Source organism: Luteimonas sp. 8-5, from assembly GCF_029763755.1.
Lineage (GTDB): Bacteria > Pseudomonadota > Gammaproteobacteria > Xanthomonadales > Xanthomonadaceae > Cognatiluteimonas.
The window spans coordinates 1-13,224 of record NZ_JARUVM010000067.1 but is presented as its reverse complement, the minus strand read 5'-3'; the positions used below and the strand labels follow the sequence as shown (position 1 = coordinate 13,224).

Below are 13,224 nucleotides of genomic sequence, written 5' to 3'. Positions count from 1 at the left end.
GCGCCCCGGCCAGGTGGCGATGCGCTGCCCCGGGCCCGACGGCGGCTACGGCGTCGCCATCACCTGCGCCGAGCTCGACGCCCGCAGCGATGCCATCGCCGCCGGCCTGCGCCGGCGCGGCGTCGGCCGCGGCACCCGCGTGGTGGTGATGGTGCGCCCGACCCCCGAGTTCTTCCTGGTGATGTTCGCCCTGTTCAAGGCCGGCGCGGTGCCGGTCCTGGTCGACCCGGGGATCGGCCGCGGCGCATTGCGCCAATGCCTGGACGAGGCCGCCCCCGAGGCGTTCATCGGCATCCCGCTGGCGATGCTGGCGCGCAGGCTGCTGGGCTGGGCGGCGTCGGCGCGGTTGCGGGTCACCACCGGTTCGCGCGCGCTGCTGGCCGATGCGACCCTGGCGCAGGTCGAACGCGATGGCGCCGGGGCGACGTCGCAGCTCGTCGACACCGCACCGGACGACGTCGCCGCCCTGCTGTTCACCTCGGGCTCGACCGGCGTGCCCAAGGGCGTGGTCTACCGCCATCGCCATTTCGTCGCCCAGGTGGCGATGCTGCGCGATGCGTTCGGGATCGAGCCCGGCGGCGTCGACCTGCCGACGTTCCCGCCGTTCGCGCTGTTCGACCAGGCGCTGGGGCTCACCTCGATCATTCCCGACATGGATCCGACCCGGCCTGCGCAAGCCGACCCGCGCAAGCTGCATCGCGCGATCGCCCGCTTCGGCGTCACCCAGCTGTTCGGTTCGCCCGCGCTGATGCGGGTGCTGGCCGAACACGGCGAACCGCTGCCGACGCTGGCGCGGGTGACGTCGGCTGGCGCGCCGGTGCCACCGGACGTCGTTGCCCGGATGCGCGAGCTCCTGCCCGCCGGCGCACGCTTCTGGACGCCGTACGGCGCGACCGAGTGCCTGCCGGTCGCCGTCATCGAGGGACGCGAACTGGAAGCCACGCGCGCGGCCACCGAAGCCGGTGCCGGCACCTGCGTCGGCCGCCCGGTGGCGTTGAACGAGGTGCGCATCATCGCCATCACCGACGAGGCCATTGCCGACTGGTCGCAGGCGCGCGAGCTGCCTGCCGGCACGGTGGGCGAGATCACGGTCGCCGGCCCGACCGCGACCGATGAGTACTTCAATCGCCCGCAGGCGACGGTACTGGCGAAGATCCGCGAACGCCGCGGCGACGGCAGCGAGCGCATCGTGCACCGCATGGGCGACCTGGGCTACTTCGACGATGACGGCAGGCTGTGGTTCTGCGGGCGCAAGTCGCAGCGGGTCGAAACCCCGCATGGCCCGCTGTACACCGAGCAGGTCGAACCGGTGTTCAACGCCCATCCGGCCGTGCGCCGCAGCGCCCTGGTCGGCGTGGGCGAACGCGGTGCACAGCGCGCCGTCGTCATCATCGAGCCCGCTCGCCCGGCCCACCCGTGGGAGCGGCGGAAGCCGCGAAAGCTGCTCCAGGAACTCCGCGAAATCGCCGCCGCCCACACCCACACCGCCAGACTGGACACCTTCCTTTTCCACCCCGCGCTCCCCGTCGACATCCGCCACAACGCCAAGATCCAGCGCGAGCGCCTGGCCCTCTGGGCCGCCAGGCGTTTGCCGAGTCCCGAGTCCCGAGTCCCGAGTCCCGCCCCATGAGAATCCTCGTCACTGGCGGCGGTGGTTTCCTCGGCCAGGCCCTGTGTCGCGGCCTGGTCGAACACGGACACGAAGTCGCCAGCTTCAATCGCGGCCATTACCCGGCGCTGGACACCATCGGCGTGCGGCAGGTGCAGGGCGACCTGGCCGACGCCGACGCGGTCCATGCCGCCGCGCGTGGCTGCGAGGCGATTTTCCACAACGCCGCGAAAGCCGGCGCGTGGGGCAGCCATGACAGCTACCACCGCGCAAACGTGATCGGCACGGACAACGTCATTGCCGCCTGCCGCGCGCACGGCATCGGCCGGCTGGTGTACACGTCCACGCCCAGCGTCACCCATCGGCGCACGCATCCGGTCGCCGGCGGCACCGCCGACGAAGTCCCCTATGGCGAGCACCTGAAGGCGCCGTACGCGGCGACCAAACTGATCGCGGAAAAGGCCGTGCTCGCGGCGAACGACGTGAACCTCGCCACCGTCGCACTGCGCCCGCGCCTGATCTGGGGGCCGGGCGACCAGCAGATCCTGCCGCGCCTGGCCGAGCGCTCGCGTGCCGGACGCCTGCGCCTGGTCGGCGGCGGCGACAACCTGGTCGACACCACCTACATCGACAACGCCGCCCAGGCGCACTTCGATGCCTTCGACCATCTCGCGCCCGGCGCTGCCTGCGCCGGCCGTGCGTATTTCATCAGCAACGGGGAACCGAAGCCGATGCGCGAGATCGTCAACTCGCTGCTGGCCGCCGCCGGGGCGCCGCCGGTGGAGAAGTCGCTGCCGTTCCCCGCGGCCTATGCCATCGGCGCGGTGTGCGAGGCAGCCTGGACGCTGCTGCCGCTGAAGGGAGAGCCACCGCTGACGCGGTTCCTGGCCGAGCAACTGGCCACCACGCACTGGTACGACATGGGGCCTGCCAACCGCGACTTCGGCTATGTGCCACGCGTGACCATCGCCGAGGGCCTCGATCGTCTGCGTCACGCCCTTTAGGAGCGGCGGCAGCCGGGATGTCCTGGCGCGCTTACGCTGGAAAGGCGGTCCGCTTTGGCGAATGTCCCCCGGCCGGGCCGGCGGCCCGGCCTCCTCCTTGATTTCGCCAAAGCGCACCACCTGTCCCGCGACGCCCGGATCTACCCGCGTCGTGAACGCCTCTTCGGGTGCGTTCCGAAGCATCGACCGACCCGCTTGGCTTAGCGTCGTGGAATGGGTTTGCCCAAGCCGGGACCGTCGGAGGCATGGATGCCGACGACGAGGCCCCATGGATGGGTTCACGCCGTGTCCCGGCTTGGGCAAGGCCATTCCACGGCGCCCCACACGCGAGCCGTAATCCGACTCCGCCTACAATGCCCGCGATGACCGACAGCCCGTTCAACTGGAAGGTGCCTGCGGGGCGCGCCCTCGAGGCCGCGCTCAACCGGGCGATCGCCCTGGATCCGGAAACGCGCGCCGCGCTCGGGCCATTGCAGGGCCGCAGCGTCGAGCTCGCGGTGGAGGCGCCGCCGCTTGCGCTGCGCTTGCAAGTGCAGGGCGAGCGGCTGACGGTCGGCCCGGTCGATCCGGGCAACGAGCCGGACCTGGGCGTGCGCGCCACGCTGGGCGGCCTGCTGTCGCAGCTGCCGATGCTCCGCCGCGACGATGCGCCGCCGGTGGGGCGCATGCGTGTGTCCGGCGACGCCGACCTCGCGCGGCGGCTGCAGCGCCTGGCCGAACGTTTCGATCCGGACTGGCAGCAACCCTTCGTGGCGGTGTTCGGCGAGATCGTCGGCGTGCAGGTCGCCAGGGCGGTTGCCGCCGGCCTGCGCCATGCGCGCGATGCCGGCCGCGACCTTGCCGAAACCACCGCCGAGTACGTCACCGAGGAATCGCGCGACGTGGTCGGCCGCGCCGAACTGGACGCCTTCCACGACGACGTCGACACACTGCGGGATGACGCCGCGCGCCTGGCCGCGCGCATCGCCCGGCTGCGCCAGTCGCTCGACGAGCGCCCGGGAGCAGCGCGATGAAATCCGGTTTGCGCGCGCTGCGCATCGGCCGCGTGCTGGTGCGCTATCGCCTCGACGACCTGTTGTCCGGCACGCCCGCCGAGCGCTGGCTGCGGTTGATGCGGCCGTTCGTGCCGCGCGCCTCGCGCGAGATTGCGGCGCAACCGCGCGGCGCGCGCCTGCGCCTGGCGCTGCAGGAGCTGGGGCCGATCTTCGTCAAGTTCGGGCAGATCCTGTCGACGCGCCGCGACCTGGTGCCGCCGGACGTCGCCGACGAACTGACCCTGCTGCAGGATCGCGTCGCGCCCTTCGACGGCGAGGCCGCGCGCGCCATCGTCGAACAGGCGCTGGGCCGGCCGGTGGCCGAGGCCTTCGCCAGCTTCGACACCACGCCGCTGGCCTCGGCCTCGATCGCGCAGGTGCATGCCGCGACGCTGTCCGCGCAGGACGCGACCCCGCCGCGCGAAGTGGTGGTGAAGGTATTGCGCCCGGGCATCCGCCGCCAGATCGCGCAGGACATCGCCCTGCTCAAGAGCGTCGCCGCGCTGGTCGACCGCACCCATCCCAGCGCCGACAAGATCCGTCCGCGCGAGATAGTGACTGAGATCGAATCCACGCTCGCCGCCGAGCTCGACCTGCAGCGCGAAGGCGCCAACGCCAGCGTGCTGCGTCGCAACTGGCTGGGTTCGCCCGACCTGTACGTGCCAGAACCGATCTGGAGCCACACCACGGAGCGCGTGCTGACGCTCGAGCGCGTGCGCGGCATCCCCAGCGACGACATCGCCGCGCTCGATGCCGCCGGCATCGACCGCAAGGCGCTCGCGGCCAAGGGCGTGCGCGTGTTCTACACCCAGGTGTTCCGCGACAACTTCTTCCATGCCGACGCCCACGCCGGCAACATCTGGGTCGACATCGACCCCGCGCGCAAGGCCGACCCGCGCTTCATCGCGCTGGACTTCGGGATCATGGGCCAGCTCTCCAGCGAGGACCAGTACTACCTCGCCGAGAACTTCATGGCGATCTTCAACAAGGACTACCGGCGCATCGCCGAGCTGCACGTGCAGGCCGGCTGGATGCCGTCGCACATCCGCATCGACGAACTGGAAGCGGCTGCGCGCGCGGTGTGCGAGCCATACTTCACGCGGCCGCTGAGCGAGATCTCGCTGGGCGAGGTGCTGCTGAAGCTGTTCCGCACCGCCCAGCGCTACGAGCTGACCATCCAGCCGCAGCTGATCCTGCTGCAGAAGACCCTGCTGAGCATCGAGGGCGTCGGCCGCCAGCTCGATCCCGGGATCGACATCTGGGCGGTGGCGCGGCCGGTGCTCGAACGCATCCTGCGCGAGCGTTACAGCCCGCGACGCCTGCTGCGCGAGTTCGGCAAGCGCCTGCCGGAAATGGTCACCCATGCGCCGGACATGCCGCGCCTGCTGCACGCCTGGCTGGAACAGCAGGTCGAGGGCAGGCACGAACTGGCGATGCGATCGGCGGAGCTGGCCGACCTGGCACGTGCCGTGCGCGAGGGGCAGCGTCGCGTGGTCGCGGCCATCGTCGGCGTCGGCGCGGTGCTGGTCGTGGCCGTGCTCTACGCGCTGCGGTGAGTGCGCTGCCGGTCCTGTTCGAGGACCCCTTCCTTGCCGTCGTCGGCAAGCCCGCCGGACTGATGGTCCACGACAGCGCGCTGGCGCGCGGCGAAACCGACTTCGCCGCGGATCGCCTGCGCGAGCAGTTCGGCAAGCCCATCCACCTGGTCCACCGCCTCGACCGCGCCACCAGCGGCTGCCTACTGCTGGCATTCGACCGCGACACCGCCTCGGCGCTGGGCAAGCAGCTGATGTCCGACGGGTTCGAGAAGGACTACTGGGCGGTGTGCCGCGGCTGGCCCGCCGAGTCGCGCTTCACCATCGACCATCCGCTCGACGGCGGCCCGGGCAAGCCGGTGAAGAAGCCGGCGGTCACCGACTTCGAGGTGCTGGCGACCTGCGAACTGCCGATCCCGACCCAGGGTTTCGAGACCTCACGCTACGCCCTGCTCTGCGCGCATCCCCGCACCGGCCGCTTCCGCCAGATCCGCCGCCACCTCAAGCACGCCTTCCACCACCTCGTCGGCGACAGCTCCCACGGCGACGGCCGCCACAACCGCGCGTTCCGGGCCATGGGCATCCACCGCATGCTCCTGCACGCACGCCGCCTGGCCTTCCTCCACCCGCACACCGGCGCGACGGTGGAAGCCGTGGCCGCGCCAGACCATGAATTTGCCAGGGCCCTGGACCTGTTCCCCGCCTACAATCGCTGACATGCGGGTCGGCCACATCACCATCGACGACGACGAGCTGGTCGAGCGCTTCGTGCGCTCCGCCGGGCCGGGCGGGCAGAACGTCAACAAGGTCGCGACCGCGGTCGAACTGCGCTTCGACGTCGCCGGCTCGCCGTCGCTGACCGAGCCGGTGCGCGCGCGGCTGCTGGCCAGGCGCGACCGGCGCATGACCAACGAGGGCGTGCTGGTACTCTCTGCGCAGCGCTTCCGCACCCAGGAACGCAACCGGGAGGACGCGCGCGAGCGCCTGGCCGCCTTCATCGAATCCGGGCTGCATGCGCCGAAGAAGCGGATCGCCACCCGGCCGACCCGGGCCTCGAAGGAGCGCCGGCTGGACGCCAAGCGCCGGAGCAGTACGATCAAGCAGGGACGCGGCCGCCGCGACTGGGACTGACGGGACGACTGACCACATGGGCCAGCCAGCCGAAGACACCGCACACGACGACGTCGTGCTGCCGCTGCCGCCGAACGCGCCCCGGGCCGGCCACGGCCGGTTCGCCCGCTGGGTCGGGCGCACGGTCCTGCGCCTGGGCGGCTGGCACATGGAAGGCGCGTTCCCGGACATCCCGCGGCTGGTGCTGATCGGCGCGCCGCACTCGTCCAACTGGGACGGGATCTGGGGGTTCGCCGCCAAGCTCGCCCTCGACCTGGACATCCGCGTGCTCGGCAAGCACCAGCTGTTCTGGTGGCCGCTGGGCCCGGTGCTGCGCTGGCTGGGGGTGATCGCGGTCAACCGCGACGAGGCGAGCGGCGTCACCGAACAAGCCGCCCGGCTGATCCTGGACGCCGAGCGCTACTGGTTCGGCCTGGCGCCCGAAGGCACGCGCAAGCCCGTCCCCCGCTTCAAGTACGGGTTCTGGAAGATCGCCAAGGGGGCGGGGGTACCGGTGCTGCCGGCGTACTTCGACTACCCGCGCAAGGTCATCGGCATCGGCCCGACCTTCGACCTGGGCGACGACATGGACGCCGACATCCGCCGCATCCAGCGGTGGTACGCGCCCTGGCGCGGCAAGAACCGCAGCGTGGCGCAGGAAAAAGGGGACGGAGGTAATTAAGCGCCGCAAGACCCCTGCAGCATCCGGTCTGCAACGACGCGCTTAATTACCTCCGTCCCCTTTTTCCCGGCCGGCGGCCGCTCCGATGCTATTCTCGCGTTCAACCACGACATGGGAGTCGTGATGACCGCTGACGCCGCCAGCCGGAGGCTGGAAACCGGGATGAAAACCGGCATGGACCCTGGCATGGATCCGTCCACCACCGCACTGACGGCGGAGGAATACGCGCTGTTCGAGCAACTCGGGCGGCCGCGGCTGGTTGCGGCCGGCGAAACCCTGTTCCGGCGCGGCGACCTGGGCACGACCATGTACGTCGTCGTGCAGGGCGAGATCGACCTGGATTTCGGCGACGACCTGGTGCCCAAGCGCCTGGGCCGGCACGAGTTCTTCGGGGAGCTGGGCCTGCTGATCGGCGACCACGCCCGCAGTGCCGATGCCGTGGCGGCCAGCAGCGCGGTCCTGCTGGAACTGCGCCAGGACGAGTTCGAGCCGATGGCACGCCGCGCCCCTACCCTGCTGGCGCATTTCCTGCGCCGGGCGATCGCGCGGGTGGTGCTGAACGAGCAGAGCCTGATCGGGCGCCTGCGCCGCCGCAACATCGACCTGCAGTCCACCCTGGACACCCTGCGCGCCACCACCCACCGGCTCAACCAGACCGAGCAGCTCACCCGCACCGACGAGCTCACCGGGCTGGCCAACCGTCGCGGATTCCAGTTGCACCTGGAACAGCGCCGCCGCAACGACCTGCTGGCCGGCCGCGGGCTGCTGCTGGTCGACTGCGACCGCTTCAAGGGCATCAACGACGAGCACGGCCACCTGGTCGGCGACCGCGTGCTGCAGGGCGTGGCCAACATCCTGCGATCGGCCGCGGGCGTCGACGACATCGCCTGCCGCCTGGGCGGCGACGAGTTCTGCCTGCTGGTCGGAGCCGAGCGCCAGGGCGACATCGTGCGCATCGCCCAGTTCGTGGTCGACACCGCGCATGCGCTGTTCAAGCTGCAGCCGTCGCCGCCGCAGATCACCACCCTGAGCATCGGCGCCTGCCCGGTGTCGCCGCAACAGACCTGGGACGACTGGTACGCCAATGCCGACGCGGCGCTGTACCGCGCCAAGCGCCTGGGCGGCAACCGCGTCGAGTGGCAGGACGACGCGCTGGCGCCGGTCTAGGGATTACCCCATGAACGCACCCGACTCCGGCATCGGCAACGACTCGGGTCCGCAGGTAAGGACCCTGCTGCTGACCGACTTGTGCGACTCGACCACGCTGGTCGAGCGTCTTGGCGACAACGAGGCGGCCGAACTCTTCCGCGCGCATGATCGCCTGGTGCTGAAGCTGCAGCAGCAGTGGCACGGGCGCCTGATCGACCGCTCCGACGGCCTGCTGTTGCTGTTCGAGCGACCGATCGACGGCCTCGGTTTTGCCATGGACTACGTGCGTGGCCTGCGCGACCTGGGCGAACAGCACAAGGTCGCGCGCCATGGCGTCGAATTGCAGGCGCGCGCCGGCCTGCACGTGGGCGAAGTGCTGACCTGGCGCAACAGCGATGCAGCGGTCAACGTGGGCGCCAAGCCGCTCGAGGTCGAAGGCCTGGCCAAGCCGATGGCGGGCCGACTGATGACGCTGGCCCGGCCCGGCCAGATCCTGCTGTCGGCCACCGCCGAACCGCTGGCGCACCGCGCCGCGCGCGAACTCGGCGAGCGCGGCGAGCACCTGTTGTGGAAGTCGCATGGCCGCTGGCGCTTCAAGGGCGTGCCACAACCGCAAGACATCTACGAAGTCGGCGAGCCCGGCATCGCGCCGTTGCGCGCGCCGCAACAGAACCGGGCCAAGGCCTGGCGCGACATCCCGTTGTGGCGCCGCCCGGCCGCGCTCGCCGCCGAACTGCTGCTGGTCGCCGGCCTGGCCGGCGGCACCTGGTTCATGACCCGCCCGCAACCGGCGATCGCCTTCGGCGAACGCGACTGGGTGGTGGTGGCGGATCTTCGCAACCTCACCGGCGACGCGATGCTCGACGATTCCCTGGAACAGGCGTTCCGCATCAGCCTGGAGCAGTCGCGCTACGTCAACGTGCTCAGCGACCTCAAGGCGCGCGACACCCTCGCTCGCATGCGCCGCAAGCCGGACACCCTGCTCGATCGGGCGGTCGCTTCGGAGATCGCGCTGCGCGATGGGGCGCGTGCGGTGATCCTGCCCACGGTCGCCGAGATCGGCGGCCACATACGGGTCAGCGCCGAAGTCATCGATCCCCATACCCAGACGACGGTGTACGCGGCATCCGCCGACGGCAACGGTGCCCAGTCGACGCTGGCTTCGATCGACAAGGTTTCCGGCGAGTTGCGCGGCAAGCTGGGCGAGGCGCTGGAGGCCATCCACAAGAACTCGATGTCGCTGCCCAGTGCGACCACCGGGGATCTCGACGCGCTCAAGGCCTACGCCGTCGGCCGCAAGCAACAGTCCACCGGCGACCAGCTGGCTGCGAAAGGCTGCTACGAACGCGCGGTGGAACGGGACCCGCAGTTCGCCCTGGCCTGGTCCGCGCTGGCTTCGCTGCTTGCCCACACCCTGGGCGAATTCGGCACGGCCGCCAGGTACTTCGACCGGGCTGCGCAACTGCGGGACCGGTTGTCGCCACGCGAATCGCTCAAGCTCGACGTGGCGATGGCGCGGCTGGGCCCGCCGGCCATGGCGATCGAGAAGGCCGACCAGTTGCTCGCCCTGTACCCGGACGAGCTGTCGGTGCACCTGTCGCTGGCGCAACTGCACCTGTGGGAGCGCAACGATGCGGAGTCCGCGCTCGTGCACGCGAGAGCTGCCTCCGCGCCGCCGGCGCAGCGCCTGGGCCTGGCGCACTACATGCAGGGCATCGCCCTGGTCGCGCTGGAAAGGCCGGACGCGGCACTGGGCGAGTTCGCGCGCTCCCGGGAACTGGGCTACGACGGTGCCCGCTACAGCCTTGCCTATGCCCATGCCATGCGCCGCGATTGGGACGGCGTCGCCAGGGCCTTGGAGGGCCAGCGCGTCTCTGGCGCCTATGACCGGGTGGCGATCCCTGCCCAGGCCGCGACGTTCGCGGCCGACCAGCGCAAGTGGGAGGACGCGTTGGCGCTCGCCGGCGAAGCCGTCGACATCGCCGTGCGCGAGGATTCTCCGCTGTACGAAGCCGACGCCCGCATCCGCCGCATGACCATCGAGATCGCCTCCCGACGCCTGCCACGCTCCGAGCTGTCGCGGCGCATCCGCGAGGAACTGGCGTGGCTGGAGTCGAACGCGGAACGCCTCGATGCGGAGCTGGCCGTGTTCCGTCCCTTCGCCATGTCCGCCTACGCAGTGCTGGCCGCGCGCATCGACGATGCGCGGCTCCTGCAATCGGCACGCGACAAGGGGCGGGCGCTGCCGCAACAGGACGGGTACCCGCTCGCCGGACAACTGCAGACCGTCCTCGGCGCAGAACTGGAACGGATCCAGGGCAAGCCGGGCGACGCGACCAGGGATCTGCGCAAGCTGGCTGGCCAGCCCGAGGCCCTCGCGCTGGTCCATGCCACGTTGCGCAGGTCCGAGCTGGCGGCCGGAAACGCCGACGCCGCAGCCCGCGAAACCGGGTGGCTGGTGGCGCACCGCGGGCGCGCCTACGTCGAGCGGCCCGCGTTCGACCTGCTGTCGATGCTCAGCGTGATCGACAGCACTCTGGATGAAGCGACCGCGCTCAGTCCGCCTTGAGCAGCTTCGCGCCCTCGAAATGCATGACCGCGGTCACCTTGGACTCGAGCTTGGCCCGATCGCGGACGATCTGCGCCTTGGGCGCGATCCGGTCGCCGCTCTTGAGCTGAAGGCATGCGCCGCCGGAGACGGCCGCCGCCGTGGACGGGTCGGTGCCCGCCGGCGCCTTGTAGCCCGCCTTGACCAGCGCCGCATGCGCATCCTTCTTGAACAGCCTGCGGAAATCGTTGTCGGTGGACAGCAGGTCCAGCAACTTCTTCGCAACCTTCGGCTCCAGCGGCGCCGGCGCGGCTCCCTTCTTAGCGGCCATCGTTTTCCCCTGTTGGTGGAAGCATTGGTGGAAATCCCCGCACGAAAGCTACGCGGGTCGCTGCCCCCGCACAAGGTCCCGCCGGCGGATTAACCTGTCGTCTCCGCCCCGGTGCCGATCGGACCCAAGTCTGCATGCTCGTGCGTCGCTGCCACATCCTCAGGCTGGAACCCAGGGAACTGGCGAGCTTCGACCTGGCCGGGCTGCTCGCGGGCGGAACCGGCGTGAGCTCGCGAATGCAGTGGTTCGCACATGCGCCGCACCTGGATGCGGCGGTGGAAGTGGACGTGGGCGACATCGAGCTGCTCGGCAGCCTCGGCCCGCATGACTGGACCAGCGCCGTGCCCTTGCGCGCCCGTCATGGAAGCACACGGGTGCAGCGGCTTTTGCGTGCCGGCCTGTTGGTCGGGCGCGGCAAGGCATGGACGCAGGGGCGCCTCGCCGACGAACGATTGCGCGAACAGCATTGGCACGCGAGCGCTGCGCTGCTGCACGCGGATTCCCGCTGGCAGGGCGTGGACGCGGTCCGCGAGAACGCCGCAACCGGGTTGGACCATGCCGCCGGCGTGCGCGAACGTTTCGGTGCGCCGCCCCCCGCCGTGCGCGAGCGCCGACAGCAGGGACGGATCGGCCTGCCGAGATCCAGGGGCGGAAGCTTCGACGAGTTGCTCGACGCGCGCAGTACCTGCCGGAATTTCGACACCAGCCGCCGGATGCTGCCGCGCGCCGCCCTGGCGAAGATGCTGGAGCGGGTCTTCGGCGCCAGGGCCCGGGTGCCGGCAGCCGCGGAATTCGAGCTCCTGAAAAAGACGAGTCCGTCGGGCGGCGCCCTGCATCCGACCGACGCCTACCTGATCGTTCGCCGGGTGCGCGGGGTAGCGCCTGGCCTGTACCACTACGACCCGGTTGCCCACGCGCTGGATCCCATGCCGTGGGCGGGCGGGGAGGCGGGGCTCGCGGCGTTGGCACGGACCGCGGTGGCCGGCCAGGACTACTTCGCCGATGCCCATGTGCTGGTGGTGCTCGCACCGCGCTTCGCCCGCAACTTCTGGAAGTACCGCGACCATGCCAAGGCCTACCGGGTATGCATCCTCGACGCCGGGCACCTGTCGCAGACGCTGTTCCTGTCGGCGACCGAACAGGGGCTGGGTGCGTTCATCACCGCCGCGATCAACGAGGTCGACATCGAGCAGGCGTTCGGTCTCACCGGTTACGTCGACGGCCCGCTGGCGGTATGCGGATTCGGGATCCGGGCGGGCACCATGATCACCTCCGAACTCGATCCGAACCGCAAGGTCTGGCGGACACGCAGCGCCTAGAACGGCGGTGCGATTTTCCGCTCCAGCCGCCGGTAGCCCAGCGCCTCGGCAAGGTGCGCGCTGGCGATCGATTCGCTGGCGGCAAGGTCGGCAACGGTGCGGGCGACGCGCAGGATCCGGTGCATGGAACGCGCGCTGAGCTGGAGCTGGTCGATCGCGCGCTCGAGCATGGCCTGGTCGGCATCCGTCAGCCTGCAGTGGAGGCGCGTCTGCGCGGTGTCCAGCTGCGCGTTTGGCTTGCCTGCGCGTTCATGCTGCCGCGCGCGCGCCGCCTGCACCCGCTCGCGCACGCAGTCGCTGGATTCGCCGGGCGGTGCGTCGGGGCGCAGTTCGGCCGGTGGCAGGCGGGCAACCTCGACGTGCAGGTCGATGCGGTCGAGCAGCGGCCCGGAGACGCGGCCGCGATAGTTGCCGATCATGTCGGCGCTGCAGTTGCAGCGACCTGAAGGATCGCCGGCCCAGCCGCAGGGGCAGGGGTTCATGGCCGCAACGAGCTGGAAGCGCGCGGGGAATTCGTTCTGGCGCGCGGTGCGCGACACGGTGACCGTGCCCGACTCCAGCGGCTCGCGCAGGACTTCCAGCGTGTGTCGTCCCCACTCCGGCAATTCGTCCAGGAACAGCACGCCGTTGTGCGCGAGCGAGATCTCGCCGGGTCGCGCATCGGTGCCACCCCCGACCAGCGAGTTCGCGCTGGCCGTGTGGTGCGGGCTGCGGAACGGCCGCGAGCGCCAGCGCGCCGGGTCCAGGCCGCGTCCGGACACCGAGGCGATCGCCGCGCTTTCCAGCGCCTCGGCTTCGCTGGCTTCGGGCAGTAACGAGGGCAGGCGCGAGGCCAGCAAGGTCTTGCCGCAGCCGGGTGGCCCCAGCAACAGGAGGTGGTGGCTGCCGGCGGCGGCGACTTCC

General features: G+C 70.8%; 11 protein-coding genes and 1 pseudogene. 10 read left to right on the top strand and 2 right to left on the bottom strand.

Features of this window, described 5'->3' with window-relative positions; translation table 11 throughout:
* The 9 genes and pseudogenes from oleC to QAA18_RS08470 all read left to right on the top strand — a co-directional run.
* A partial coding sequence (oleC, locus tag QAA18_RS08510; RefSeq protein ID WP_279412504.1) for an olefin beta-lactone synthetase occupies window positions 1–1,630 on the top strand: 1,630 nt, incomplete at its 5' end.
* Window positions 1,627–2,613 (top strand): 2-alkyl-3-oxoalkanoate reductase, encoded by a 987-nt coding sequence (oleD, locus tag QAA18_RS08505; RefSeq protein WP_279412503.1) that lies wholly within the window; start codon window positions 1,627–1,629, stop codon window positions 2,611–2,613. The genes oleC and oleD, both read left to right, overlap by 4 nt.
* 362 nt (window positions 2,614–2,975) lie before the next feature.
* Window positions 2,976–3,626, top strand: coding sequence for an SCP2 sterol-binding domain-containing protein (locus tag QAA18_RS08500; RefSeq protein ID WP_279412502.1), 651 nt, complete (start codon window positions 2,976–2,978; stop codon window positions 3,624–3,626).
* Window positions 3,623–5,197: pseudogene (ubiB, locus tag QAA18_RS08495) on the top strand (ubiquinone biosynthesis regulatory protein kinase UbiB); the annotation flags it as partial. The gene QAA18_RS08500 and the pseudogene ubiB, both read left to right, overlap by 4 nt.
* A gap of 2 nt (window positions 5,198–5,199) precedes the next feature.
* Entirely contained in the window at window positions 5,200–5,898 is a 699-nt protein-coding gene (locus tag QAA18_RS08490) for a pseudouridine synthase (RefSeq protein ID WP_279412501.1), read from the top strand.
* A 1-nt stretch (window position 5,899) separates the two neighbouring features.
* Complete coding sequence (gene arfB / locus QAA18_RS08485) at window positions 5,900–6,313, top strand: alternative ribosome rescue aminoacyl-tRNA hydrolase ArfB (RefSeq protein WP_279412500.1); 414 nt, start codon at window positions 5,900–5,902, stop codon at window positions 6,311–6,313.
* 16 nt (window positions 6,314–6,329) lie between these two features.
* On the top strand, window positions 6,330–6,974 hold the full coding sequence (locus QAA18_RS08480) for a lysophospholipid acyltransferase family protein (RefSeq protein ID WP_279412499.1): 645 nt from the start codon (window positions 6,330–6,332) through the stop codon (window positions 6,972–6,974).
* 162 nt (window positions 6,975–7,136) lie between these two features.
* Window positions 7,137–8,141: a diguanylate cyclase gene (locus QAA18_RS08475; protein WP_279412505.1), complete on the top strand. Its 1,005-nt coding sequence runs from the start codon at window positions 7,137–7,139 to the stop codon at window positions 8,139–8,141.
* A gap of 10 nt (window positions 8,142–8,151) precedes the next feature.
* Entirely contained in the window at window positions 8,152–10,692 is a 2,541-nt protein-coding gene (locus tag QAA18_RS08470) for a putative peptide modification system cyclase (protein ID WP_279412498.1), read from the top strand.
* Here QAA18_RS08470 and QAA18_RS08465 read toward each other — a convergent pair.
* Complete coding sequence (locus QAA18_RS08465) at window positions 10,679–11,002, bottom strand: NHLP-related RiPP peptide (protein ID WP_279412497.1); 324 nt, start codon at window positions 11,000–11,002, stop codon at window positions 10,679–10,681. The two genes, QAA18_RS08470 and QAA18_RS08465, sit on opposite strands and share 14 nt — an antisense overlap.
* Before the next feature lie 134 nt (window positions 11,003–11,136).
* Here QAA18_RS08465 and QAA18_RS08460 point away from each other — a divergent pair, with 134 nt between their 5' ends.
* Window positions 11,137–12,321 (top strand): putative peptide maturation dehydrogenase, encoded by a 1,185-nt coding sequence (locus tag QAA18_RS08460; RefSeq protein ID WP_279412496.1) that lies wholly within the window; start codon window positions 11,137–11,139, stop codon window positions 12,319–12,321.
* On the opposite strand, the gene QAA18_RS08455 is transcribed toward QAA18_RS08460, so the two are convergent.
* Window positions 12,318–13,224: YifB family Mg chelatase-like AAA ATPase (locus QAA18_RS08455; RefSeq protein ID WP_279412495.1), on the bottom strand; the 907-nt coding region annotated here is incomplete at its 5' end. The genes QAA18_RS08460 and QAA18_RS08455 overlap by 4 nt on opposite strands.